Origin of the sequence: Vibrio mangrovi, assembly GCF_024346955.1 — a bacterium.
Taxonomy (GTDB): Bacteria; Pseudomonadota; Gammaproteobacteria; order Enterobacterales; family Vibrionaceae; genus Vibrio; species Vibrio mangrovi.
Window position 1 is genome coordinate 101,787 of sequence record NZ_AP024883.1, and the last position, 26,627, is coordinate 128,413.

Sequence of the window (26,627 nt, forward strand, 5' to 3'; positions counted from 1 at the left end):
AACTAATGATTAATATAGATCGACTAGCATTGGCTGATTTTTTTACTCCTGAAGAACTTGTAAATGAAATATTCCGTCAGTGCCCCGATCTACGTATTCCTATTCCTGTCAAAGATATAGCTAAGGCATGTGGTATTATTGATATAGTGGAACTGGGTTTGTCAGAGAATTCTCGTCTTGAAGGGATGTTAGTATCTGATTCTGTTAAAGAATATGGTATAATTTTTCATAAGAAGCATACTGATATCAGTGGGCGAGAACGATTTTCTATAGCTCATGAACTTGGGCATCATCTTTTACAACATCATAGTCCAAATAACTATTGTATTGATAATTTTACCAGTTATTATCAGAAAGAATTTGAAGTAGAAGCTAATGCATTTTCTGAATTATTATTGATGCCAGAGTCAATAGTGTTGCCCGATTTAAATTCTAAAGATGTTTCTTTGAACCTATTTAATGAAATCTCCTCAAGATTGGATGTTAGTTTTTCTGCAATGGCTAATCGGTGCTGTAAATTACTTAGTTTACCAATGGCTATAGTCCATGCAAAGGATAATGTGTGTTCGTACTGTTGGGCTAATTGGGATGCTTTAGCTTCTTGGAAACTGAAGTATTTGAAAGAGCAGGCTCTTCCTCTGGAAAGCTTAATTGTAAATGAACGTGCACTTCAAAATGAGATCACGGATAAACAGGTCGTATCTTCAAACGCCTGGTTTGAAGAATCTGAAGGGTATTCCTTGCCAGAAAGAGTATTAGAGCAAACGTATTACCAAGACAATGGTTATAGTGTTACATTGGTTTTGGTATGCTCTTGATGTTATTTAATTAATCTTTGATATTCTTTTCTGAGTATAATCGTGGATTTAGTATGTGAGTTCCAGTCTCAGGACATAAGAAGGTTAGAGATGTTCGTCTATGAAACCTGTTTTCAACCACTCCTGGCTTATAAATGAAGCCGAAGCCTTAAAACTACAACAGGCACTATCAGCCAAAGTAATCAAGGTAGATAGATTCAATCATATTGAGCTAATTGCCGGAACTGATGTGGCCTATCAGAAGGAAAGCAACAAGTTAGTCGCAGCTGTTGTTGTTCTCGATGCGAACACTTTGGATATTGTAGAAACCGTCATCGTAGAGGATACAGAGCAGTTCCCTTATATCCCGGGACTGTTCTCTTTTCGGGAACTCCCACCACTAGTTAAAGCTTTTGCTCAGTTAAAAAATACACCTGATTTGGTTGTCTGTGATGGGCAAGGTTATGCTCATCCTCGCCGATTTGGATTAGCCTGTCATTTGGGCGTTATTTTCAATATACCAACCATTGGGTGTGGTAAGACTAGATTGCTTGGGGAACATGAGGAACCACATGAAAAAAGAGGAGCAATGGCTCCTCTGATGGATAACAATGAAATTATTGGTAATGTCTTGCGGACACAGGATGGTATCAATCCTGTTTATATCTCTGTAGGCCACCGAATCTCTTTAGAAACTGCTTGTGACTGGATTTTAAAACTTTCTCCTAAATACCGGCTGCCCGAAACAACAAGGCAGGCCGATCAATTAGTGAAAGCAAGTTTAAAAAAATAATCACCAATCTGCGTACATTTCTCGATGTCGTTTTAGAAGATTTGCCTGCACGGATTCAGGATCTAACTCTCTGGATTCAACCAAATCACCACTTTCATTCCACTCTTGGTAACCGAGCTCGATTCCAAGCTCATATTCAGCTTTGATTTTTATACAGCCATTATCAAACCAAGTTGTGCTTTCACCATGTCGAAGTCCTCTTTTGCAAGAAAACTCTTCTTTGAGCTGCCCTGAAGGATACCAACGCTTAGTTATTCCAGTAGCAAAGCCATTTTTATACTCAACTTCGCTTAAAAGCTTACCTTCAGTTCCTGGCTCATAGCTCACGCCAGTAAAGGGGTGGCCTTCATATAGACAAAGGTCGCCATCTAGATCTAGTTCATCATCATCAATTCTAATCATGGCTTCACAATACTCTTTTTGCTGTAATTCATAACTTCTGGAAAATACTGTGTTCCATTCGTTAAAAAATCACAATGTGGGCAACGGGGGACAGGAAGCCCTCTTAATGGAACTGATGCTTTTTTAGCAGAAATTGTATATATCATAAAATCATCCAGTGCTGCACCTTCTCTAGCTAGCATGGCTTTATTTAATGCATATACTTCAGCATGAGTTCCAGCTCCAAGAGTTTTCTCGTAACTATTCATAATGTCTGATGGCATGTTCTCTAAACGATTTGCCAATAGTGGGTCCAGTTTTGAAGGAAGTGATTCGTGGTTTATATCAAAAAAGTACTGTCCTGTTTTTGTATCATATACACCTGCTACAACAGGCCCCATTTCATTTTTAGACATCCCTGTTCTAAGCAGCCGATTGTATTCTTCAGTCGTTGCTCCCCGTAAGTTAATGCGTTGGTTGATTTGTTCTGCTGTCAACGTACCATATTTTGCGCGTAGCTCTTCCAGCCGCCCCTTCTGTAACACTTTCTGACCAGCACAATTACGCATCATCAACCCCAACGGATCAATCCACCCGGTCGGATTCTTCACATACTGGTAGTTGTTTAACCCGCCCGCCAGACCAATGGGGTCAACCGTAATAAAACGTCCGGTATCCGGGCTATAGTAACGGTGCCGGTTGTAATGTAAACCCGTTTCTTCATCATAATACTGCCCCTGAAAACGCAGCGGGCTGGTGATTTCGGCTTTGCGCTGGTAGGCAACATTACCGTAACTGTGATAATCCACCGACCATGCCACTTGCCCGGTTGCATCGGTGATTTCCAGCGGCGTCCCAATCTGGTCAAGGTGATAGAAGTACGGTGTCGCGTTAGCTGCACCTTCTCCGGTAATCAGTGCCAGCGGTTTAAAGCTGCCGTACTCGTACAGATAAGTCTGGTAATGACTGTCGCCTGATTCGGCCAGCAGTTTATCGCCCTGCCACAGGAATTCGGTGGTTCTCTGGTGTCCGGTTTTGTCGGTGACCGCTTTTTGAATCCGTCTGCCAAACGCATCATATTGGTATTCCGCAATAGTGCCGTCGTGCTTTTCAACCCGGGTTAACCGGTGCTGACCATCGTATTCATAGCGGGTGATAAGTGACTGATTCGTCCCTCTGGCTTCCTGAATGAGGTTACCGAACTCATCATACTGATAGTGACAGTCACCCTGAAACAGCAGCCGGTTACCTTCTACATTACTCAGTCGGTCCTGTATCAGGTTGCCTGCCGGGTCATGGGCAAACGTCTCGCTGACACTGCCACGCACCGACGTCAGACGGTCCAGCGGGTCATACTGATATTGAGTCAGGCCGCGCAGGTTATCTTCCACCTGCATCAGGTTGCCCGAACGGTTGTACTGATAACGGCGGAACAAGGTCTGTTGCTGCGCCTGACTGACCCGGTGCTCGCTCAGGCGGCCCATGTCGTCATACTGGAAGTGACTGGTCAGCGCGCCCTGTGTCCGGCTGCTTTCCAGACCACTCACCTGATACTGGTGTTGGGTCAGGCAATGTCCGTTCAGGCTGACCTGATGCAGACGACCGTGCTGAAACTCATAATCAATCTGCTGGCCGTCCGGCAACAGGTGCGCTGTCAGATGCCCCATCGCATCGTAGCGGTAACCGGCACTCGCCCAGCCCTGATGTTCAACCGTCAGCCGGCCCAGCACATCATATTCATACGCCAGCGGCCACTGGCCGTCATTAACACCGGTCAGATGGCCCAGTAAGTCATAGCTGTAACTGATAGTTGATTCATCCGGCAGGATTTTCTCTATCAGTTTGCCCTGCTCGTTATATGCATAGCGGGTAATCAGCTCAGTGCCTTCACTGCCGATTTCAGTCTTCGCAGTCAGTTGGGTATGGCTGTCATACTCATACACGAACTGACGACCATCAAACGTCACTTCCCGCTGCACATGACCGGTCGGCATGTAATCAATCTGATAGCGTTCGCCACGCTCGTTGATAATCTCGCTGACAAAATGGAACGGGTTGTCGTAGCGGTACTGAACCGTACTGCCGTCCGGGTTGGTTTTCTTCGTCACCAGATGCAGCGGGAACTCATAGTCATAGGTCGTGACTCTGCCCTGCTCATCGGTAAACTTAGTCACCTTGTTGTAAGCGTTGTATTCATAGAAACGGGTCTGCCCGCCGGGAAGCACCTGTTTGGTCAGCCGTCCGCTGCGGTCATAAGACAGTTCGGTAACTCCCTGACTGTCATGGCGCAATCGCAGTCGCCCCAGAATATCGTAGCGGTAGCGAATCACTTCACCCTGCGGTGTGGTTTCATCCACCAGATGACCGTTGCGGTTCCAGGTCAGTTTGTGCTCACCACCGTCCGGATAGATGATTTTCTCAATCAGGCCGTGGTCATTGTAGTCATAGCTTGTGGTGTGACCGAGCGGGTCGGTCTGCTCAGTAATATGGCCCAGATGGTCATGTCGGTACTGCCATATCGCTTTGTCCTGCTGCACTTTGCTCAGCAGGCCATTGCGATAAGAAAAATGGGTGGTTAAGCCATTGGGCTCGATTTTAGCAACCAGCTCCCCGGCATCGTTATACACCGATTCAGTGACATTGCCGAGCGCATCGGTTTCTTTGGTCAGGCGGCCTTTATCATCGTATTCCTTGAGGTATTCACCGCCGCTGCCGTCCACTTCTTTCACCAGCCGGGCGTTTTCATCATGCTGATACACCTGCTGCGAGCCGTCGCTGTTGGTCAGCGTCACCGTTCCGGCATCTTCATCCCATTCATAACGGGTATCCACCTGAGTCAGGTTACTGTACTGGCGGATTGCCCGAACCTGCTTGCCTTCGCCCTGCCATTCCCAGCGGAATACTGCGCCACCGGCCAGCTCACGCGACTGAATCACATGCTGTGCATCGTAGGTATACTGCTCGGTTTCACCACTGGCATTGGTTGCGCTAATCAGTTGTGACAGACCGTTATAGCCATAACTCACCTGCGTCTGAACAAACTGCCATTCATCCTGCTCGGCCAGATAAGCATACAAATCCACCCGGGCAATCAGGTCATGTTCATACACCAGTTCAAACTTCAGGTTGGTCTCGGTGGCAACCCGCACCGGACGATGCTGCCGGTCATAAGCGATACTCAGCGTATGGTCGTAAACATCCTTGATGGCGGTCAGTCTGCCGCTGTCACCGCTCATTTTAAAGGAATAAAAATGCTCCCCGGCAGCAATCACAATCTGCTCGTCACTGCCCAGAAAAGCCGCCGAGCCCGCCATCCGGTTGGTCATGGCCGGAAGCTGTTTTGTCGGTCTGGGGAAACGGGTCAGCTTGCCTTCGCCGTCCCGCCAGATGATTTCATCCCCATCCACAGTCAGTTGATGAGAAAGCGCATGCGACCAGCCGTAACCCAGCCCGACGTTGGTTTCAACAGCGCCGGTCCGATAAAGCCGTTGCCACTCAAACGGCAGCAGACCAATCAGATGGCCGTCGGTCAGCTCAAGCAGTTCTTCACCGGTTGCCATGGAAATCGGGTCATTGTCACAGACAGTTGTCTTGTTACCTTGTGTTGAAAGGCCGGATTCGTTTTTTGCCACCTTGCTGCTATCCGGCAGATCGTCCTTGTCCATGTGAAGTTTACTGGTAGGTCGGTTACTGGCTTCAAACTCAAGTTTGCCATTGCGATAGACACCTTTGCCGCCCTTGTTCATGGCGATACGCTTGAATTTCTCACAGGCCTTGTTAATCAGTTTCTTGGCAAAGGCAAAGATTTCCTCAATCACTTCCAGCAGTGGTTCGATGACCTTTTTAATCGCCACCCCGGCAGTTTTCACCGCCCGGTAAACCGCATAAGCCACCCCAGAAGCCGGTGTGGCAATAAAGGTCACAATTACGCCACCAAGCAGCCCCAGCAGCACACCAGCCAGTGCATTCCCCCCCATTTCAGCCAGCTTATTCAGCATTCCCGTCAGCGGCACCATTGAGATATAAGCCATCATCGCCCGCACAAACAGGTACAGCGCCGCTTCATCTGAGGCAAACAACAATGCCTTTTCCAGCATATCCGGGGCACTGCTGGCGGCATTTTTAATGGCATTAATAATATCCGCCGCACCGTCAACCATATCTTTCAGTGCTTTCTTCGGGTCTTTGAGCATGTCATAAATTTCGCCAATCCCGTCCCACAGCTCTTTCAGTGCCTTCCAGATACCCTCGGCAAAATGGCTAATGACCGATAAAACCGACTGGGCAGCGCTATTGGAAAAATAACTATCCCATTCCGGTTTGAATGAATTCCACTTACCGGTCAGCCAGTCAACCAAATCTCCGCTGAGCTCATCATAATGAGCAAACAGGCTATCCATCTCCGCCGGCGTCGGTTTATTGTTAATCACCACTTCATAATATTTCCCCGGCGTCAGCCCGGTGACGGTGGCTTTTCCTTGTGTATCAAGGGTAACAGTCTGGGTTTCACTCCCATCTTCGGCTTTGATAATCGCATCAATACCGCCCAGTGGGACGTTATAGATAGACTGGAACATACTCTCGATTTCCAGTTTACCGCTAAGCGGGCAGCTCACTTTAGTGGCATAGTTATCATCATCTTTGCCGACCGTCGTACTCGCGCCACTCACTTTGAGTTTTTTGTCCATCGAAAAAAGTGAAGGCAAATCCAACGCAGCACTGCCCTTATCCGCAAGCTGAAAATACCACTTCTTTGTATGTTCCCGATATTCGGTCAACAGACCGGGAAAGGCTTCCAACTGCTGATTGATATAGTGATAAAATTCCTGTTTTTCGCTCATGAAAGCATCCCCAACCGTTGTTGTTCTTGCTCTATATATTCAATGAAAGCCGCAAGATAACCGTCTTTTTCACCCTGATACCGGGCCACAAAACGCGCCGTTTTCTGCCGCAATACCGGCTCAGGATAAGCGTCATACAGTGCCTGTTGATATTCACGCAACCCCTGAAGCAGATTATTGGTCAGCACGCTCGGGTCTTCACTCAGTGCCGCCAGCACCGCCTCCGGCACGGTCCACCACGGGAAAGCGCGTTCCTGAAAATCGGCGGTTGCTGTCGGGGACGGGTTATCGACCCGCGTCAGTTCTTGCTGTGATGAAGACAGGCTCAGCCAGCACTGCGTAGGCCCCATCAGGGCAGTGCGCTCTTCCTGTTCGCAGAAGGTTGCAACATCCAGCCCGAAACGGGGGTCGTAGAAACGGAAAAACACATGTTCGCCCGAAGGCAGCCACACATGAGTCAGGCTGCGGAAATGGGCCTGAACGGTGGCAAAATCAGCCTCACTGCCGACCACAATGCCCCAGTCATCGCAAGATTCGGTTGCAATCCAGTCAAGAAACGGATGCTCCGGTGAGATCTGAGCGATATTCGGCATCACTTCGCGCCACTCGGCATACGGTGTGCCGAGCCAGATACCCTGAGTATTCTCGCCGCCGTTCATATAAAACCAGCGCTGTGGATCACCATCACTGGTTCCGTTGAGTATCACGTACCAGTTTAAATCTTGCGTGAGTTGTTTGTTTAGATAAGACATGGGGCAATTTCCTTTAACATGCTTACCCGCTTCATTTGTTGCCTTGTTTGGATACAAAGCCAACTCAGAAATATCAAACTTCGCATATAGTCATACCTATGTTGTTAGTTTTATTTTTATAATGATGGAGATTTCCCCAAATTAAGCCCTAATGCTCTTATCTCTCAGTTAAGTAAGGGAAATAAGTTCAAGATTATATGAATTTGGTTTAACCTGATTCATTAGGTTTGTGCGGTTTGCAGAGTTGAAATGTATTTTTTGGGATAGGGTTATCATTATTGGCATTATGAGAGGGTACAGAAGCTAATGCTGTATCTATCTGACTGAGCAATGCTATATGACTAAAAACCCAGCTCAATGAGTTGGCTGGTTATTTGTTTAACATATCGATTAACAAGAAAGTCTAACTGATGGTTACTTTGTGTCAGTCTTGTAAAGTCTTCCAAAAACCTGACTGGACAAACTAATGAAAGTGTTTGGTTATTTTTGAACACGAAGTCAGCCTGGGGGCTACCATCACTATCTATGAATTCAATCAGGTAAGTTGCCGGGATCTGGCGATTCAACTCCTGCTCAAGTTTCTCAGAAAGAGCACTATATAAACGTCTACATTCTTTCTTGGCTTTATGGGTTTGTTGGTAATTAAAAATGTGGTTGCTGTCAAAGGAGACCTGGATACAATTGTCATCACTCCTATCCAAGTGTACATCCATCTGAACTTGATGCGGATAACACTGTTCAATCCATGAATTCACAGCCTCTTCAATTTTGCTTAGGATATAGTGAGAGGCAGAATACAGACTCCCATAGACCATTTGTCCATTCATGAATAACCGAATCCATTCGTCGTTGAATGTACAGGAATACCCAGCAGGGATTTCACGATGAAAACAAGGGATATTCATTAAAATACGCAAGCGATTGGTTTTCTCCGGATCTGGGTTATCCCATGATTCAATACAATGCTTCTGGTATTCCCAGTAAGGGATGTCGTAGCAGAGTAAATCAGGAAAATCACAGATATCTGCTCTGCTAGCTTCAAACATGGAAAGAAAATTTTTTCCTTTCCCCCGCAGTTTCTGCAATGCCATATTGGTTTGGTAAACTGTCTGAGGCGAAGCTTCGAACCAATATTGGTCAGCTTCTTCTTCCGACAGGTGGGTGAACCCTGGCATATAATGTTCAAGGATTAATGTTTCCTGATCTCGAAAATTCATGTGGCGGACTCATATTGTCAATTAAGCTTTATTGCTGCTCCATATCATGACAGATGATGAGTAATAGGGGGGATGTGTTCTTGTGAACTCTCTCGTAAATTTTATAACGCCAGGAAGGTATTAGCAGGAGGGGAAAGAATTACTCTGATGAAGTATCAATTTCTTTAATCAACGTCAGCAATTGTTGTTTCTTCTCGTCAGATAGTTTTGCAATTTCCACAGCAAGTTCAGCAGATAGTTGATCCTCACAGAAGAAATAATTTAATGGTACGTCAAGGGCTTCAGCCATTTTTTTCAATGTGCTGATATCCGGAGTATGTCTTCCCTTTTCGTAATGATTCATCCGCCCACTGGCCGAGCTTTCGTCCATACCGATCATCACTCCAAGATTTTTTTGAGTGATACCGGCACGCTGACGCGCTTCCTTGAGCCGAATGGGAATTGGATTCTGCACTTACACATTTCTTACAAACCTGTCGATAACTTAGATTGTCTAAGTTTTACTGATTTTTGTATACTTAGCAATCCTAAGTTTTTCTATATCTATGTTTAATCATGAATCAATCTGTAAATCTCAACAAACATATGTTTAACCTGTTGATCGAAAAAAAGATAGACAACTTTTCTGTGGCCGAAGCAAGAGATAGTCTGATGTCACAGACAAATGAGTTTTCCAAAACTGAAGCCCGGAAATTTGTGTACCGCCAGTTAACCTATCTGGAAAGAAAAGGTTGGCTCAGTAGTGCTGGAAGTGGCAGAGAAAAGTGTTATACCCAGACCAAGACTTTCAAAGATATGTCCTTCAACCCCAGAGCGTTTCAGACAGGGCGGAGACCTGATAAGCTGCCAGGTACAGCCTCTTTTTCCTCCCTGACAAAGGAAAAAAATGAGTACGAAGGTGAGCTGGCGATTGTTCTGGGGGAGATCGATGAGTATCGCTCCCTACTTGAACGTTTCCCAGACAGAGAAAGCTTGTTTCATCCATTGTTTGAGGAAGCCAGAGAACGTTCTGCCCGGTTGCTTGGCCGAATTAATGCACTGTCGGCAGTACTGAAAGCGGCGGGTTCATCGGTGACACCATGCTGAGACAATGGCAGAAAATCTGTATTCGCTCAGTACTTGAGAAATACCATTCAGAGCAGAAGCACTTTCTGTGTCAGGCGACTCCAGGGGCAGGAAAAACTCTCATGGCCGCACGAGTAGCCAAATCCCTGCTCGAATCCGATGAAATTGATTTGGTGCTATGCTTTTCTCCTTCTCTGACAGTTGCTGATGGTATAAGAAATACTTTCTCATGGCAGTTGGAGTGTCCGTTTGACGGAGGCCTTGGTGCTGTGGGAGCCTCATATACCTATCAGAGCCTCAAGTTTCTTGGAGATCTTTTCTGGAAAACCATCAGTAAGTACCGGGTGCTTGCCATATTTGATGAAATTCATCATTGCTCTGGTGACGGAACTGGTCGTTCGAATGTTTGGGGAGAGCAAATTCTGGCAAGGATTCAGGGGATGGCTCGATATACTCTGGCTCTATCGGGAACGCCATGGCGTTCAGATTCAGTACCTATTGTAATGGCTGAGTATACCGATCCGGAAGGGCATATCATTTGTGACTATCAATATGGATTGAAACAAGCTATTGATGATGGTGTCTGTAGGGCTCCCAAGATTGTACTGGTAGATAACGAGCACCTGACGATTTCTGAAGGTGCTGAAACCAAGTCATTTTCGTCCATTCTTGAGCTTTTACGTCAGACAAAAACGTCCTACCAGAGTGTGCTCCACAATAACGAGGCAATGCAGTATCTCCTTGGCCTTGGTTGCGCAAAGCTGACAGAGATCAGGCAAGAGAATCCATCGGCAGGGGGACTGGTCGTAGCATCATCAGTTAAGCATGCCAGAAAAATACAGGAACTTCTGACGGAGCAGTTTCACCAGACCGCTACACTGGTAACCTACCATCACGATATGCCACTGAAGACCATTGATGAATTTAGAAACAGCGAATCTCAGTGGATTGTTAGTGTCGGGATGATTAGTGAAGGGACAGATATACCTCGGTTGCAGGTGTGTTGCCACCTGAGTTCGGTAAAAACAGAGCTGTATTTCCGCCAGGTTCTGGGACGAATTTTGAGAGTTAACAATTCCCAAAATCAACAGGCCTGGCTTTATACCTTCGCTGAGGAAAACCTGATTGGATTTGCCGAGCGGATTGAACAAGATATCCCTGACACCTGTTTATTTACCAAACAATTCGAAGGCAGTGACTTTTATGGGGGGGATGATCTCAAAAACTCATCACCTCAAAATGATACCAGTTCACTGTTTCCGGGGAGAATTGAGGATATCGCATGGAGTAATTCCCTGACCGAATCTCCGGTAGATGCAATAGGAAGCAATCCCCCAATATTCGATGAATTACGTCTGGGACGTTTTAGACAACAGGTAATTTCTGCCTTTTCCTAGTTGTTTAAACACATGGTTCATCCTAGAATGGCTTAAGAGGTGACGCTCGCGGAGTTAGGTTTTATTTAAAAGTTGGACTTTCAGATTTTGGAACCCCATCTCCCTGATTTGATTGACTAGATTATCAAGTCGCCATACTCTGAGATCTGAAGTTCTTCCATGACGCACCGCATATGCGATGCCATTTTTTTGATCAATTCCTACCAGATGGAATTTATTCGGAAATTCTTTAGATTCCTGGGCAAGCAGCTCTGTCATTGTTCGTGTTTCAACCAACCGACGAAATTCACCTTCTTTAACCTGATAAAAGATAATAGACATACATAATGGCATAAAGTATTCGACATTTTGTCATTATGTATGGATTTAGTGCAAAAATAAACCATATCTTATAACTCCCCCCTTTTGAATGATCTCATTTGAGCTTTTATTATTACTCATTTGAGAATTTTTTGATTGTTTTTGTACTCAAATGAGTTTACTTTTATACGTAACTAGTGACACATATAAAAGTGAAACAATCATAAGGCTCTATACCTGTATGATGCAGGTTAACCATATTCCTTTTCATTTTGTGGCACTTAACTAGGGGTTTTTGCCAAAGGTTATAATCATGGGAGAAATTGATAAAAAATTTGAGAAATGTGTCAGGCTGCAAAATTCGGACTCATTCCAAGTTAAACTTTATGTTGGTGACAAGAACATTGAAGGACTCAAACAGTTTGACTGTAACAATAATGTGATTAACCGCTATGTCAGGAAAAACCTGAGAAAACAAGCAACAGCGCCAGGCAATGGTGTTATGGTCATGACCGATAGTGCGGAAAATGATCGCCTGATTGGTTTCTTTACATTGTCATCCCACTCACTATGTAAAGGACTGTTATCTCCTGTCGTTTCCTCAATTGGAAATACTACGATGATCCCTGTAGTCAAACTGACGATGTTTGGTATTGATAGAAGCTACCAGAAGAAAGGGCTAGGCATAAGATTAATGAATCAGGCCCTGGCAAAAACTCTGTCTGTATCTGAGTCGGTCGGATGCGCAGGGTTATATTTAGAAGCAGCTCATGATGCTATTACCTTTTACCAAAATAGATTTAATTTTGTCCCACTGGATAAGTCGGATACAGGTAGCAAACATGTCCCTATGTTCTTACATCTCAATGTGATTACCGGAATGTTGGCATAAATGAATCGAATCTGAGCTGTGAGTAAATGAAAAAGCACACAACAAGAGACGTCTTTTGAGGGAGATAGAGCAAACAATTCTGTATATCAATGGTTGGTAAATTGCATTTCAGAGGAAAAGTTCGAATACTGAATATATGAAACTAATCTAAATCAGTCATGGATAGCAAATCATGAAATGGATAGCTCTTGCAATACTCTTTTCCCCTATTGTGGTACAGGCAGCATCATATCCAACGAGCTTTGGGAACGCAAAAGCCAAAGCGGAAAAAGAAGTTTACTTCGACCATTTAACCACTTTCTATTGCCAATGCGATTTTGTGTTCGATGATATAACTGACCTTGATGGAGATGGCAATACACATGAAACGATGATCAAACCGCAGTCATGTGGTTATCGACCAAGAAGACCTGTAACAAGTAGTGGCAAGCCAAACGAACGTACTTCAAGGATTGAGTGGGAACACATTATGCCTGCTCATGCCTTTGGGGGACAACTAGACGAGTGGGTCAATAGAAAGTCTTTCCCTGAGTGTAGAAAAAGCAATGGTAAGTTCTTGGGTGGACGGGAATGTGCCTACAAACTAAACCCAGCTTTTAAGAAAGCTCATGATGATTTAAATAATCTGGCCCCTGCTGTAGGTGAATTGAACGCTGACCGTTCTGATTATAGGTTTGCTAACCTTGTTGGAGAACCAAGGGAATATGGGCAGTGCGATTTTGAGGTCAATTTTGAGCAGGACTTGGTTGAACCGGCCGATGACATCAAAGGAGATATTGCCAGAACCTATCTATATATGGTTGAAACTCATAGCGCAGTAATCAGCAGTGATATGTTAACCATGATGCTTCACTGGAACTTACTTGATCCAGTAAGTGATTGGGAGTGCGAACGAAATCGACGAATAGAAAAAGCACAGGGTAAGGGGAATCACTATGTATCAGATCACTGTGCTGAAAACCAGTAACACCTTTTAAGCAAGTTACAGGACGCAGATTATGTATATTGCGTCATAATTGACCTAAAACCCTAAACAAAGGAGAGGAAAAGTAACGCGAAGTCACATTTTTTTAGAAAAAGCAAAATAATTTGATTTTTTTTAAAGTGGTGTATTACGCTCTAAAACACAACCTAAGCGCTTTTAGCCATTTTTAATGACTAAGACTAAATGTTGCGTTATACAACACTAGCGGTATCTCCCAAGCGCAGGAAGACTACTTTACAACGTTATTCTATTTGACAACGAGAGAAAAATGAGTAGTATGCTCGACCAAATTTGGGGTATTGACGAGATCGTCTGCCTGACTTAAAGTCATTTACAACGAAGTTTTTAAGAATGACTCTCAACGAATAGCGTTGCCAGCTTAAATAGATTACCGTCATTACAGTTAAACAAGACTGTTTAAACAGACTATCTTTAACAGTAGTGGTAATAAGAACAGGACTTATCACCCTGTTTTGAGATTATGTCACTCGGGACTTATCACCCCATTCTAGTAGTGACACTTTAAGTGTCGGTTAGTTTATCGGTTGACCGACGATAAATAAGCAAAAAACAGCCTGCCATTACCTCTTTGGCGGGCTTTTTGCGTTTGAGAGTTGACAATAAAAAACTTAACCCATATGATCCTGTATAGATATCCAATGTTTCGTGATTGTTTCATGAGGTATCATGTTCATCAGGTCTGATAATCCTAACAACAATGAACATATTAAACTGTCTGATATTTGGTGATTCTTATATTGGCATCCGATAATGTAAACTTAAGAGGTAATTCGTTATGCTTAACGAAATTACATGGGACGTAGCACCTACGCTACAAGACAACACTTCTGTAAACATGCCAAGTATTTCTAGTCTTGGTCTTCCACTAGCTCATCTTTCTGACGCTACTATCCGTGATTACTCCCTTTTTTGGCGTAAGCATCGAGGCTTACCAGCTAAGACAGCTCTTGTGCTCACAGCTATAGCTAAGAATCCTGGCATCAAAACAAATGAAATACGCTCCCTAGCTAGAGATTGCAGCAACGTACCTAGCTTAGTTGATGATATCAACAAGAAGATTATGAACAAAGGATTGATGATTATCCGTCAGGAACCTGTAGGTGTAGCTCCAAATGAGTCTTTTCACCACTGGTATCTTGTTCAAGCTCCAATTCAAGATGTTCCTGTTAGCATGTCAGTGAATGATCCAGTGATGTAGTTGCTTTAGTGTGATAAAGCACCATTTACATTTGTAGTGGTGCTTTTTTAAACCTCTCATAATGAGAGATTTCAACCATTTCATACTTAATTTGAATTGAGTGGCCTTCGGAATGAACCTTCCGTGTCCCACATAGTTTCACGTTCAACTCTATCTTTGTAACCCAAAAACCAAGTGATCCTCTATCACTTCCCATATTGAACACTGAATATGTCCCTAGGGGCAGATCTACTTACCGAAATAGTGCATAGTGAACTGACTAATCTCTACTTAGTAGTTGATGACTATTCACTTGGATGACAAGAGAATTAAACCATCGTACTGTATAATAAAAAAATAGGGTAAAAGTGCCAGAGGATATTACGTTCCAGATTGACCACAAGAGAGGCCAAACATTCTGCTCTGATCTATGTAGGGTACCATTTTGTGTTAAGAGTTGGAGACAAAATGCAACAGAGGTAATGAGGTAGATTACTGCAAGCAATAGGCATATAGCTGAATTTAATGTCGATTTTTTGTCTATAGATACAGTATTAAGACATATTTGAGTCGTGAATATTGATTTTTTATATATAGATGAAAAGCTCAGCCAGATACCAATAGATAGGATTAAGGCGGCATGCGGTAATAATCGCGCAGCAGCCTCGTAAGTGGATAAGTAATTATTATTGTATGAAAAATCATTTAAATTTTTAATTGTATGATACAAGTTCCAACAAGAAAGACATAAAATTATAATACCACATACCGCCAAAAGGGGATTCACGCTAAATGTCTTGTCTGCACCTTTCCTGAAAGCAGGTAGTTCTTTCTTTCCTCTCCAAATAATGCAGAATGCCAGAATTAACGATGTATAAAGAATGTACCTTGGAAGGAAGTTCAGGAATAAATAGAAGTCAATATCTGGGATTGATGTGAACTGGTAAAACGAGCCAATAACACCTGTGATTGTGACTAGTGCGACCAAGCCAGCTGAAGTTTTATTATCCATAAGCACCACATTTACTTAAATTAGGTAAACTCAATCCAGCGTAAAAACAACTATCTTTCCCCACTGGTATTCTCGATAGTTGAGCTCTCAGCATCACTAGTGAGAGCAATATCATTCATTAGCAATCTAAACTCATCGTTGTATATTAGGGGCGTCTGCATTTGAAATATGTCGCTTTCACTAGAAAGCTGCACAATACAACGCCCTGGCCTCAATGTTATTGGCCTCCATCCTTTTTCAGCTAGTAACTCCGCTCCATCAAACATGTTGTCGGCATAGCCTTTGTCAACAACTCTGAATAAGAAGTAATTAGCAAATTGGTCTTTTGTTCCTTTCCTCATTGATTTCTCGTCTGAGCGTTGGAGGCCCGCAATAACTCGGACTCGTGCTGAGCGTCCAATTTTTAAAATGTATTCAATTTTATCTCTTACTTTTCCTAAATCATCCGTATTAGAGATCATCGAATTTATGAGTGTATATTCTTCTATAAGTAAGAATAGAAAACCACCTTGATAAACCCCATCAGGACTATAGGTCTCGGCTGCAACTTTATTTCGTCGTTCCACTTCACTTGCCACATAGTCAATTATTTGTATAACGCTGTCAGGGTTATCAACCACAGTGAAGCCATTCAATTTAGTTAAGGGCGAGAAGGTGGCATTATTTTTTAAATCTATACAACAAAATTCATCTATTCTATTTGGAGCATTTCTTGCTAATTGATAGGTCAGGTTCATCATGAAGGTTGATTTACCTGAACCTTGCATTCCGACGATTAGTGTATTTTGAAAATCACGAAGATTAACAGTAGAACTTTTACATTCCACAGTAACACCGTAAGTGATCACCTCTTTGTCTGGCGAAATGATCTCTGATAATTTCAGTTCTGCAGGAATATAGATAGATGATTCTTTACAAGTATCATCATGGATTATGATACTGCCTTTGAATCTAGTCGCTTGGAGTTTCGGCCATCCTAAATAACTTTCTATATCCACCAAAATTTCATTTACTGATGAAAACTGGATTGATCTTTTGGATTTTGATTGCAGATGAATGAAATTTGCCGACTGGTTGTATTCCGCAATTAATTCATCTCCGGCGACATCTGTTAGAGCAAAATGATAAGGCAAAGCACTAATTCTTTCACTCAACTCTGAGCTAACTGCTAGATTTGAGAGCCTTTCATTGTTGCTGCTTTTTATGACGTCAACTGACCCCCCTTCCTGTTTCAGTTCAGCTTCATCCCATCCCATATAGACGATGATATCCTCCAGAAAAGGTGCAATCACACTCGATTTTAGGTATCCATTCGTTGAAGTAAACTTAACAACCTCTTCTGTACCTTTTTCATACCAAATCGCTAAACAGGTATCTTGCTCTTTATCCATTATGCCAAGGTTGACACATAGCCCTTTGACTTTGTGAATCGGAAAATTACTCTCTGCGTGTTTCACTGCTTCAATTTGTGTTCTATCTTCATATATGTTGATATAGTCACCCATTTGCTCGACAACTATTTTTTTTAATCCTAAATAATCGGCTATTTCTTGTGCCCTAGCTTTTACACTAGAAATACTTATCGTACTGGTTACAGATATTAGTGCTACACCCTTAGTTGGATCATTAGGATCAATGATTGAAACTTCGCATAAGTTATTGTTTACATCTTTGATAGGAACTGCCACACAAAGTGCTTCGAAACGTTCAATAAGTTTTGGGCTTTTCGTTTTTGCAATTAAAGACAGCCATTGTAGATCTTCTTGAATGATAATACGGTTTTGCTTTGAAATAACTTCTGGGTGAGTGAATCCACATATACGTGCGACTTCAGATAGAGTATCTCCTAACTTACCAACATCTATACCTCCTTTTCTGGGTTCAATAACTACCGCATGGCCATTCGAACCTCTTCTTGGATCGTGTATCAGCCTAGCAATGCAGTGTTCGCCAAGAGAACATTTGAGGTTACATACGTAAGGAAGTGCAATTATCTGATTGGATAACTTGTCACTACGCGACATCCAAAAGACACCTGTAGACACATATGCGTCATAAACTTTCTTCAGGAGTTCCTTATATTCTTTTTCAGCTTCAGTTCTGTTCCAAAAATTGGAATAAGCACGAATAGATTCAGGTGATTTAAGATCTTGATATAGGTCCGATAACATTTGCCATGCTGCTTCAGGGTTCGTTTCTGCTCGTTTTTGTGCACTATTAAACCTGATTAATGCATCGGTGTGGCATCGAAGAGAGTCAATTATACGCCCACCTTCATTCACATATATGTTTGACATAATTTTCGATCGTCCACGTGATGTAAACATGTCGGTGTATGTTATGGGCGTTTTTTTCACCATCTTCTATTTCTCTCTATTCTGTTGGTGATACAATCTGAGATTTGGTAAGTCTTGCAATTCGGTTCTCAAGTGGAGGGTGAGTTGCAAACATGCTATCTATGTTTGGTAATGAGAACATATAGACTTTTGCATCACCGTAATCTACGAGCTCTAGTTTGCTAGTCTTTATAGACTGGAGTGCAGATACAATTCCATTATCTTCATCAATGTGTACGGCAAACTGATCTGCTCGATACTCCCTTTCACGGCTCACTTTCATTAACACTAGTTGAGTTAATATGAAAATAGTGAATTTCAGGAAATTTTTAAGGGGTGTAATCATGGCAAAACTAACCAATGCATTCTGGAAACTTTTTGCAAAAGTCATTTTTTTAGAGTCATTGGAAACTAGGTGCCCGAACTCATGTAAGAAAATTCCCTTGATCTGCTCTTCAGGTAATTCTAATGAGGTCGTTGAGAAGCTCATGTAGCCATGATCTATACTACCTAGGGCCCAAGCGTTTATATCATTAGATATAAATTTTACTATCTTACTGCTATTAAAAGATGGATGACTTGATCCGGTATGTGAAGGATGGGAACTATTGGGGTCATGGAAAAAGCGTTCAAACATTTCTCTTTCTTCATCGCTCAATGGTTCCCCTTTAAGCTTAATAAATGTACTATCAGTTCCAGCATCTGAAATGCTATAGAGCCCATATATTAATGCAGCAATCGTAAATAGGGTCGCTGCACCAAAGAAATGTCGTATCGCCCAATCCATCTCTCTGGGAGATGGGATTCCGAGCCAATTAGTATGGCTTTGCACGTAAATAATGACAGCAATAAAAGCCAGAAAGTAGGTTGAGGCCAGTGTTAGCGCGAACATACTACCGACCAAAATTGGCAAAGGTATTCCTTGATCTATTCTAACTTCTACTTCTTCTGGCATACAAAATCCTTTTTGATGCTGTTTTACGCGGATCTAGTGTGAAGGAGTTAGTCAGATCGATACCACATCAACTACATAAATAAGTCACATTGTAGCCGAAGATATAGCTTTTGTAGGTTATTCATGGAGTTAAACAAATAATGAATGATATTGAACAATTTGAATATGATCTATACCTTCGCAAAGAATATGTAGACTATAATGGTCGTTGTCAATACCAGTATAACTTTGCTTTAATCCTTACCTTCATGCTTAAGTGTTTCATTTAGAAACCCTTTCATTTTTTGTTTCTGAGTTGTGTACCAATACTTAGCTCCACTTATATTTGTAATAGAAATGTGGCTAGTAGTCAAATTTGTTGCATATAAGATGGTATTTTTGTGAGTAAGTGACATGCTGTAGTTGCTCCCACTGCTCGAGGACTTTCCCTGTAAATTCTGACCCTTTGATCTGTTCGTATCGCTGCTGGATAACCGCGAAACGCGGTGATGGACTCTAGCGTGATCACGACTTCATCTCCCGAGAGCCCCGTAGCAACAGGAATATCCAGATACTCCTGTAACCCTCCCTTAAACTGCACATAGCCAGCCATTAAGGCAATATGTACAAATTACTTCTTGATAAGTTTTGATATTCTATATCCAAGAGGTGGATGGGTTGCGAATAGACTCTCAGTATCAACTTTAAGAGAGAACATATAAACATCGTAATCTTTATAGTTTACAAGTGCAGTATCACTATCTTTTATGGAGTAAAGTGCATAAATAATCCCGTCGGTGTCATCGGCCTGTAATGCAAATGAATCAGCACGATATTCTCTATCACGACTAATTTTCATAACTACTAATTGAGTCAATATGAATATAGTGTAACGGAAGATATCTTTTAAAGGAGTTATTAATACGAAAGATACGAGGGCATCTTGAAAAGCTCTTGTAAATGCCATCTTTCTAGTATCACCATAAACTAGATGGCCTAGTTCATGAAAGAATATACCTTTTATTTCGTTTTGAGGTAATTTTAGTGTGGCACTAGAAAAACTCATATAGCCCGCATCGACTGTTCCCAGAGCCCATGCATTTATATCATGTGCATCATATTTTCTTATGTTTTTTGCTGTGAGCTTTCCACACCAGTTGGAAGCTTCATTGAGAAAAGATTCAAACATTTCCTTTTCATGGTGGTCGAGCGGCTGTCCACCATTCTTCTCGAAGAACTCTTTTGTTATGCCATATGATATCATCAATAGGCTATAGAGCAGGGCGATGGTAGGAAATAAAGTTGCTAACCCAAAAAATGTCTGGATAGCCCATGTAAGTTCACGAAGATCTGGGGTTCCGAACCAACTAATATGGTCCTGCATGTAAATTATTACAGCTATATAGGCAATTGGATAAGTTATAAGTAATGTAAGTAAAAACATTCCTGAGGCTACCATCCAAAGAGGAAATCCTGGATCTATAGATGATTTTATATCCGACATAAAAATCCCTTTTATTCAGAGTTGTTTTTGAGTAGACGGTTTGCCAAAAGGGGGAAGATATTTCAGTACCTTCCCCCCCTTAGCAGAGCTTATCAAGGCTATGAAACACTTCAGTTACTTAAATAAGTTCAATAACTGAAGCGACAGCTTCTCTATCTCGTCTAGCGACTTAACCAATTTTGAGGTCAAACTAAATAACTTTAATATGATCCATACCTTTATAAGAATGATAAGAATCATTATTACGATTATCAGCATCTCCCATTTTGATGTAGTCCCTATACGATTTTCTTGGTAGTTTGAATGTTTCATTTAGAAAACTTTCAATTTTATTTCCGTGTTGCATATACCAATGCCTCACTCCATTTATAGTTCTATATGAACAATGAGTCATAGTCAACATTTTGAGTATTTCTCGTTACTTTATCTATAGAAATGATTAGATATCAGTATCAATCTGTAGCCATCCCCTAGATAGAGTCCTTACAGTTAATGGAATGTCTGGTTTTACAGGGTATCTAGCTGTTCTGGCATGTGGGTGAAGAAGAAACTTTTATTACACCAAATCAATAGTGTTACACCATACCTATGTATATTTTAATTTATTAATGTAATTCTCAGTCCCGGTGAAATTTCGCTGGCCCATAATGGATTGCTGTTTCTTGACGAAATGCCGGAGTTTGAACGCCGGGTGTTGGATTCATTACGCGAACCGCTGGAGTCCGGAGAGATTGTTATTTCACGGGCTCAGGGGAAAACCCGTTTTCCGGCCCGGTTTCAGTTGGTTGGCGCGTTGAACCCGAGTCCGACCGGTTATTATGAGGGTCAGGAGAGCCGCATCAATCCGCAACACATTCTTCGTTATCTGAGTCGGTTATCCGGTCCGTTGCTGGACCGCTTTGATCTGTCGATAGAGATTCCTGCATTGCCGAAAGGGATGCTTGCTGAAGGTGGTGCCAGAGGTGAGACGACCACAACAGTGCGCGAGCGGGTACTTCGGGCCCGTGCGTTGATGATCCGCCTGCGGGGAAAAGCCAATTCACTATTAAGCAGCCGGGAAATTGAGAAGTTCTGCCCACTGGCAAAGTCTGATGCTGAGTTTCTGGAGAATGCATTGCACAGTCTGGGGCTTTCTATCCGGGCCTATCACCGGATTATCAAAGTTGCCCGGACCATTGCCGATCTGGCGGAAGAGGAAAATATCCAGCGGGCTCATCTGGCAGAGGCATTAGGATATCGGGCGATGGATCGGTTGCTGAAGCAACTGACGACGCAAATCGTGTAAAGCTGCATGATTGAATGTCCGGTTGCAGTATTCTTTTGCCACGAAAGTCAGAAAACATCAAATTCCGGATTGGTTACAAAGAGAAACATTTTATTCAATGACTAAATTTGTATAATTACACGCTGTTTTATGCTCCCGGGGTGAAGTGACGTTTCTCTATGCTGGCTTACGTGTTATTGGTTGTGAATTCCTGCCTGGTATTGATAAATACCGTTTTTTGTTCTGTTGCAATCTGTATGGTCGCGTTGATCAAGCTGTTGTTACCGACACCATCTCTGAAACTTTATGCAACCCGGCTTGCCAACTGGTTTATGTGGCTGTGGGCGACCGGGAATGTACGGATTCTGAATTTGTCCAATCCGGTGACATGGGAGGTTCAGGGAGTCGATACATTAAAACGGCATGGCTGGTATCTCATGATTAGTAATCATATGAGCTGGACCGATATTGTTGTGTTGTGCAGTGTCTTCAAAAATCGGATTCCGATGCCGAAGTTTTTTCTGAAACAGCAACTGCTCTATGTACCGTTTATCGGGATGAGCTGCTGGGCTCTGGATATGCCGTTTATGCGTCGTTACTCCCGGGAATACCTGTTACGTCATCCGGAAAAACGGGGACAGGATCTGGCAACGACCCGGCGTTCATGCGCGAAATTTAAAAATATACCGACAACAGTCGTCAATTATGTTGAGGGCACGCGTTTTACGCCGGAGAAGCAGCGTAAAACTAAATCGGCCTATCGGCATCTGTTACAGCCGAAGTCCGGCGGTATTGCCTATACTCTGGCGGCGATGGGAGAGCAGTTCGAGAATATTATCGATGTGACTCTGGCTTATCCGGATAATCAGGATACGCCGTTCAAGGATATGCTGATGGGCAGAATGCAGCGGATTGTTGTGTGTGTCCGGGTGCTTCCGGTTGATGAACAGGTGACCGGAGACTACTTTAACGATAAACCATATAAGCGCCAGTTCCAGAAATGGCTGGGTGATGTCTGGGAACATAAAGATGCCGCATTGGATGATATCTATAAATCTGAATGAGCGATGCTCTGATACCAATCGCAGTAATTATCGGATCATCGGGGATTGATGAATAAGGGAACCAACGGCTCCCTTATTCGTTCTTCTTTGTTCAGTCTGTGCCGGCTCATGCGGCCAACATATGAATGACTTATTTTTTCAGCAGGAAGTTGACCAGTTCAAAATACTGTTCGACTGTAATGTCATTCGGTGTCTGAATCAGATATTTATTATTGACGACAACCGCAGGAACGCCTGTCAGGCCACTTTCTTCGAATGTTTTATCAAAACGGCGGACCATTGAATCTACGGCAAAGCTGTTAAAGGCATTATCAAAGGATTTTCCATCAACGCCTTCATCGGTAAAGATTTGTTTCAGAGCGGCATCGTTCTGAGGTGGGCGTCTTTTGTTATGAATGCGATCAAACATCACTGGAACAATTTTGTCTTCAACATTGAGAGAGACCATTGTCGCGTAGGCTTTACTCATTGAGTGAGCCATGTTTCCTCCCATGAACGAAACATGGACACGTTGAAATTCAGTGCCAGCAGGTAATTGGGCTGCCAGTTTTTCAACAATCGGCTCAAAGGCATTACAGTGCGGGCAGTAGAAAGAGAAGAACTCCATAACTGTCGGTCTCTCTGAATGAGGCCGATCAAGTACTTTATAGTATTCACCTTCTTTAAATTGTGCGGCGTGAATAGACAGACTGACGAGTAAAGTTGTTAATAAAGCAAAAAGCTTCTTCATGATGAACTCCATTTGATTCAATTATTGTTTTATACCCAGGCCTTAAACCGCTGCCTTGCCTTCAGAACCAGATAGTTCCCGTTAAAATTGCATCTGAAGGTCATTCGGGTACAGGGGTTACCATTGAGGCACGAAAGAGAGCGGAGCTTCTTCCAGCGCTGAAATTTGTTCTTTCAGTGCCAATACCTGGCCTTCCCAATATTTGGGGTCATTAAACCAGGGGAAAGCAACCGGAAACGCAGGATCCTGCCATCTCTTTGCCAACCATGCCATGTAATGTACCATGCGTAGACCACGCAACGGTTCAATTAGTTTCAATTCAGAAGGGTTAAAATCGCAAAATTCCTGATAACCTTCAAGGACTGTATCAAGTTGCGCCAGCCGATCGGCGCGATCTCCGTTCAAAAGCATCCACAAATCCTGAATTGCCGGTCCGTTACGGGCGTCGTCCAGATCGACAAAAATGGGGCCGTCACGCCAGAGAATATTTCCCGGATGGCAGTCACCATGCAGGCGAATTACGTGGGTTTGCTCTGACCAGTTCCGTTCTATAGAACGAATCAGTAAAGAGAGATCAGAGAAAAATGCCTGTTCAATATGTGATGGAATAAAGGCTGAATTCTCCAACAGTTTCTGAGGTTGATAGAGATATTCGTCCAGACTGATGGTCGGACGATAGGTAAAAGGTTTTCGGGCACCAATCTGATGAATCCGTCCCATAAATCTTCCGACCCACTCTAATTGCTCGAAGTTGTCAATTTCGAACTGGCGTCCGCCTTCACTGAGAAACAACGCAAATCTGTATCCCTGATAATGGTGTAGAGTTGTCCCTGCCAGAATGACCGGGGCGGAAACGGGAACTTCTGATTCAGCCAGCTCCAGCGCAAATTGGTGTTCTTCTTCTATTTGCTCTGTTGTCCATCGCTCCGGGCGATAAAACTTCACCACATAACGCTGACGGGATTCATCCGTAAATTGATAAACCCGGTTTTCATAACTGTTTAATGGCAGGAATCCGGATTCTGCGCGAATACCGACACTCTCCAGGGCATACCACATGAGATCGGGTGTCAGGGCGTCGAAGTGAAAGGTTGCTTGTGTCATGATGAAAGCTTGCTTGGTTAACCGGTCTGTTGTGTATGGCAAGAGACTAACATTGATTCGCCATATCCCCAACAGACACGTTCGATATGATGGGATGCTCCTGATGCCCCGGAGATGAGTCGTCAGCTATAAACGGAATACATTGACGGACTGAGATAAATCAGCAGCGATTCCCGTTAGTTGCCGGGTTTTTTCAGCATTATCGTTTGAGGTTCCGGATGTCGTTCTTGCCAGATCATTGATTTCGACAATACTGGTGTTGATTTCGGCAGAAACGTGAGTCTGCTGTTCTGCCGCTGTGGCTATCTGACTATTCATATCCTGAATAACGATGACGGATTCCCGAATGGTTTCCAGCGCTTTGGTTGCATGTTGTGAGCGTTCTTCTGCATTTCTGGCATCTTCTGTATTGGATGTAATCAGTTGTACCGATTTTCTGGCCTCTTCCTGCAACCGTTCGATAACAGACTGAATTTGACCGGTACTTTCCCTAGTCCGGCTGGCCAGTCCCCGGACTTCATCTGCAACGACTGCAAATCCCCGGCCACTTTCTCCGGCCCGGGCAGCCTCGATAGCGGCATTCAGTGCCAGCAGGTTGGTCTGTTCTGAAATTGTATTGATGACCTCAAGAATACTGCCGATATTAATGGTTTCTTTTTCTAACTGACTTGTGGTGGCAACGAGTTGTTCCATTCCCTGAACCAGAACGGTGATATCCTGATTCATTTCTTTGACAATCTCTAGTCCTCGCTGAGAGTTTGCCGAAGCTTCTTCGGCGGCTGAAGAAGCATTCAGTGCATTCTGAGCGACTTCGTCGACAGTTACTGTCATCTCGTTCATGGCTGTTGAAGTTTGTTCCAACTGATTCATTTGCGACTGGGAGCTCTGATTTACACTTTGTGCTGAAGAAGATAATGTTTGTGAGACCTGAGCAATATCGGCAGCAGCATCGTTAATGTTTGTCACGATGTTACGCAGGTTTGTCACCATCAACAGCACTGATTTGTAGATGCCAGTTGCATTTTCCTGAGTCGTCGGCTGACGCGACAAGTCACCATGTGCAATCTGCTCAACAATATCGGAAATATGTTGTGGTTCTCCACCAATCGGTTGGTACATTAGTTTTATGACTAACCAATAAACAACACCCAGAGACAGACACAGTAATATAATTGCTAATCCAATAGTCAGGTATAAATTATCTTCTGATGCCTGCTGAATATTATCCCAGGAATCCCATGACCAGATAATCCAGTTCAGAGAGTCGATTTTTCTTTCTTCAACATAGTATTTATGACCATTGAACTCGTAAGAATGTGAACTTTGTTTTTGATCTTTATACTGTTTGTAAGACGGTCTTATTTCAAATAGATTTTTGCCAAGGTTTTCAGGTTTTTTGGCTGAGAAAATAAATCCGTCAGTCCGGCTGACAAAAATTTGATTGTTATCGGAAAGTTTATCGACAAAGGCATTGACTGTATTTATTGAGAAGTTTGATGATATTACACCTGCAATTTTTCCATCTTTGTATATTGGGTTTGCCAGTGCAATTACTAAATTACCGGTATTACTTTGATAAGGCGTGGTAATGATGTTTTTTTCTCCGTTCATTCCCCGGACAAACCACTCACGTTGCAAAACCTTGGCATTGAAGTCTGGAATAAACCCATTGTTACTGGTTGAGAAAGTTTCTCCGGATGGGAGTGCGATATAAGCATTTAAAGTATCAATCTTGGTAAAAAGATCCTGAAGGCTGGCTAAAAGTGCTTTCTGATCGGTTATCTGCCCATTCTCAATAGGGAGTGACTCTCCAACAATGTCAAGTATATTGAAGATTCTGGTTGTTTCCAGCTCAATAACCTGTGCAATTAAAGCCGCTTGAGTCCCGAGTTTTTCAGTATAGTTTTCTGTAGATGATGAACGGAAATTATAAAAACCAACAATTGATATCATTGTTATAATAATAACAAATAATCCCCCGATATAGGATATTAATTTAGCCTTCGCACTCACAGACTTTTCCTCATTCAAGAAAATATAAGAAGATGATCAGAGTTCTGA

At 42.9% G+C, this 26,627-nt stretch carries 20 protein-coding genes and 1 pseudogene; 9 read left to right on the forward strand and 12 right to left on the reverse strand.

Going from position 1 to position 26,627, the window contains the following annotated elements; translation table 11 throughout:
• Nucleotides 1-5 precede the first annotated feature (5 nt).
• Together OCU74_RS00460 and nfi are read left to right on the forward strand one after the other, a co-directional pair.
• A complete protein-coding gene (locus tag OCU74_RS00460) occupies nt 6-818 on the forward strand; it encodes an ImmA/IrrE family metallo-endopeptidase (protein WP_087482779.1) in 813 nt (270 codons plus the stop codon).
• A gap of 100 nt (nt 819-918) precedes the next feature.
• Nucleotides 919-1,590: a deoxyribonuclease V gene (gene nfi / locus OCU74_RS00465; RefSeq protein WP_087482780.1), complete on the forward strand. Its 672-nt coding sequence runs from the start codon at nt 919-921 to the stop codon at nt 1,588-1,590.
• Here nfi and OCU74_RS00470 read toward each other — a convergent pair whose 3' ends face one another.
• The 5 genes from OCU74_RS00470 to OCU74_RS00490 all read right to left on the reverse strand — a co-directional run bounded on the left by OCU74_RS00470 (nt 1,591) and on the right by OCU74_RS00490 (nt 9,235).
• Nucleotides 1,591-1,992 carry a toxin-antitoxin system YwqK family antitoxin gene (locus OCU74_RS00470; protein ID WP_087482781.1) on the reverse strand — a complete coding sequence of 134 codons (402 nt, stop codon included), beginning with the start codon at nt 1,990-1,992 and terminating at the stop codon, nt 1,591-1,593.
• On the reverse strand, nt 1,989-6,812 hold the full coding sequence (locus tag OCU74_RS00475) for an RHS repeat-associated core domain-containing protein (RefSeq protein WP_261856150.1): 4,824 nt from the start codon (nt 6,810-6,812) through the stop codon (nt 1,989-1,991). The genes OCU74_RS00470 and OCU74_RS00475 overlap by 4 nt, the downstream gene beginning before the upstream one ends.
• Nucleotides 6,809-7,564, reverse strand: coding sequence for a DUF4123 domain-containing protein (locus tag OCU74_RS00480; protein WP_087483031.1), 756 nt, complete (start codon nt 7,562-7,564; stop codon nt 6,809-6,811). The genes OCU74_RS00475 and OCU74_RS00480 overlap by 4 nt, the downstream gene beginning before the upstream one ends.
• A 341-nt stretch (nt 7,565-7,905) precedes the next feature.
• Nucleotides 7,906-8,781, reverse strand: a complete 876-nt coding sequence (locus tag OCU74_RS00485; protein ID WP_087483030.1) for a hypothetical protein — start codon at nt 8,779-8,781, stop codon at nt 7,906-7,908.
• Between the two features lie 139 nt (nt 8,782-8,920).
• Nucleotides 8,921-9,235 carry a helix-turn-helix transcriptional regulator gene (locus OCU74_RS00490; RefSeq protein WP_087483029.1) on the reverse strand — a complete coding sequence of 105 codons (315 nt, stop codon included), beginning with the start codon at nt 9,233-9,235 and terminating at the stop codon, nt 8,921-8,923.
• Between the two features lie 197 nt (nt 9,236-9,432).
• On the opposite strand from OCU74_RS00490, the gene OCU74_RS00495 reads away from it, so the two are divergent.
• Together OCU74_RS00495 and OCU74_RS00500 are read left to right on the forward strand one after the other, a co-directional pair.
• Complete coding sequence (locus tag OCU74_RS00495; RefSeq protein ID WP_390623634.1) at nt 9,433-9,867, forward strand: hypothetical protein; 435 nt, start codon at nt 9,433-9,435, stop codon at nt 9,865-9,867.
• A complete protein-coding gene (locus OCU74_RS00500; protein WP_087483027.1) occupies nt 9,861-11,243 on the forward strand; it encodes a DEAD/DEAH box helicase in 1,383 nt (460 codons plus the stop codon). The genes OCU74_RS00495 and OCU74_RS00500 overlap by 7 nt, the downstream gene beginning before the upstream one ends.
• A gap of 54 nt (nt 11,244-11,297) precedes the next feature.
• Here the strand turns inward: OCU74_RS00500 and OCU74_RS00505 are convergent, their stop codons facing one another.
• Nucleotides 11,298-11,564 (reverse strand): hypothetical protein, encoded by a 267-nt coding sequence (locus tag OCU74_RS00505; protein WP_087483026.1) that lies wholly within the window; start codon nt 11,562-11,564, stop codon nt 11,298-11,300.
• Between the two features lie 292 nt (nt 11,565-11,856).
• On the opposite strand from OCU74_RS00505, the gene OCU74_RS00510 reads away from it, so the two are divergent.
• From OCU74_RS00510 to OCU74_RS00520, 3 genes are all read left to right on the forward strand, one after another.
• Nucleotides 11,857-12,435 (forward strand): GNAT family N-acetyltransferase, encoded by a 579-nt coding sequence (locus tag OCU74_RS00510; protein ID WP_087483025.1) that lies wholly within the window; start codon nt 11,857-11,859, stop codon nt 12,433-12,435.
• 172 nt (nt 12,436-12,607) lie between these two features.
• Entirely contained in the window at nt 12,608-13,402 is a 795-nt protein-coding gene (locus tag OCU74_RS00515) for an endonuclease (RefSeq protein ID WP_087483024.1), read from the forward strand.
• A gap of 814 nt (nt 13,403-14,216) precedes the next feature.
• On the forward strand, nt 14,217-14,639 hold the full coding sequence (locus tag OCU74_RS00520; RefSeq protein ID WP_087483023.1) for a hypothetical protein: 423 nt from the start codon (nt 14,217-14,219) through the stop codon (nt 14,637-14,639).
• Between the two features lie 1,041 nt (nt 14,640-15,680).
• Here the strand turns inward: OCU74_RS00520 and OCU74_RS00525 are convergent.
• From OCU74_RS00525 to OCU74_RS00535, 3 genes are all read right to left on the reverse strand, one after another.
• The gene (locus OCU74_RS00525) at nt 15,681-17,990 is read right to left on the reverse strand and encodes an FtsK/SpoIIIE domain-containing protein (protein WP_087483021.1); all 2,310 of its coding nucleotides are present in this window, start codon (nt 17,988-17,990) and stop codon (nt 15,681-15,683) included.
• A gap of 13 nt (nt 17,991-18,003) precedes the next feature.
• Nucleotides 18,004-18,921 carry a M48 family metalloprotease gene (locus OCU74_RS00530; protein WP_087483020.1) on the reverse strand — a complete coding sequence of 306 codons (918 nt, stop codon included), beginning with the start codon at nt 18,919-18,921 and terminating at the stop codon, nt 18,004-18,006.
• Between the two features lie 610 nt (nt 18,922-19,531).
• Entirely contained in the window at nt 19,532-20,404 is an 873-nt protein-coding gene (locus tag OCU74_RS00535) for a M48 family metalloprotease (RefSeq protein WP_087483018.1), read from the reverse strand.
• Between the two features lie 622 nt (nt 20,405-21,026).
• On the opposite strand from OCU74_RS00535, the pseudogene OCU74_RS00540 reads away from it, so the two are divergent.
• Together OCU74_RS00540 and OCU74_RS00545 are read left to right on the forward strand one after the other, a co-directional pair.
• Nucleotides 21,027-21,689 (forward strand): annotated as a pseudogene (locus tag OCU74_RS00540) (ATP-binding protein); the annotation flags it as partial.
• Between the two features lie 158 nt (nt 21,690-21,847).
• A complete protein-coding gene (locus OCU74_RS00545) occupies nt 21,848-22,732 on the forward strand; it encodes an acyltransferase (RefSeq protein WP_087483017.1) in 885 nt (294 codons plus the stop codon).
• Between the two features lie 130 nt (nt 22,733-22,862).
• On the opposite strand, the gene OCU74_RS00550 is transcribed toward OCU74_RS00545, so the two are convergent.
• The 3 genes from OCU74_RS00550 to OCU74_RS00560 form a co-directional block, all read right to left on the reverse strand.
• Nucleotides 22,863-23,462 carry a thiol:disulfide interchange protein DsbA/DsbL gene (locus OCU74_RS00550; RefSeq protein ID WP_087483016.1) on the reverse strand — a complete coding sequence of 200 codons (600 nt, stop codon included), beginning with the start codon at nt 23,460-23,462 and terminating at the stop codon, nt 22,863-22,865.
• Nucleotides 23,463-23,579: 117 nt separating this feature from the next.
• Nucleotides 23,580-24,566, reverse strand: a complete 987-nt coding sequence (locus tag OCU74_RS00555; RefSeq protein ID WP_087483015.1) for a serine/threonine protein kinase — start codon at nt 24,564-24,566, stop codon at nt 23,580-23,582.
• A 126-nt stretch (nt 24,567-24,692) separates the two neighbouring features.
• A complete protein-coding gene (locus tag OCU74_RS00560) occupies nt 24,693-26,579 on the reverse strand; it encodes a methyl-accepting chemotaxis protein (RefSeq protein WP_087483014.1) in 1,887 nt (628 codons plus the stop codon).
• Nucleotides 26,580-26,627 lie beyond the last annotated feature (48 nt).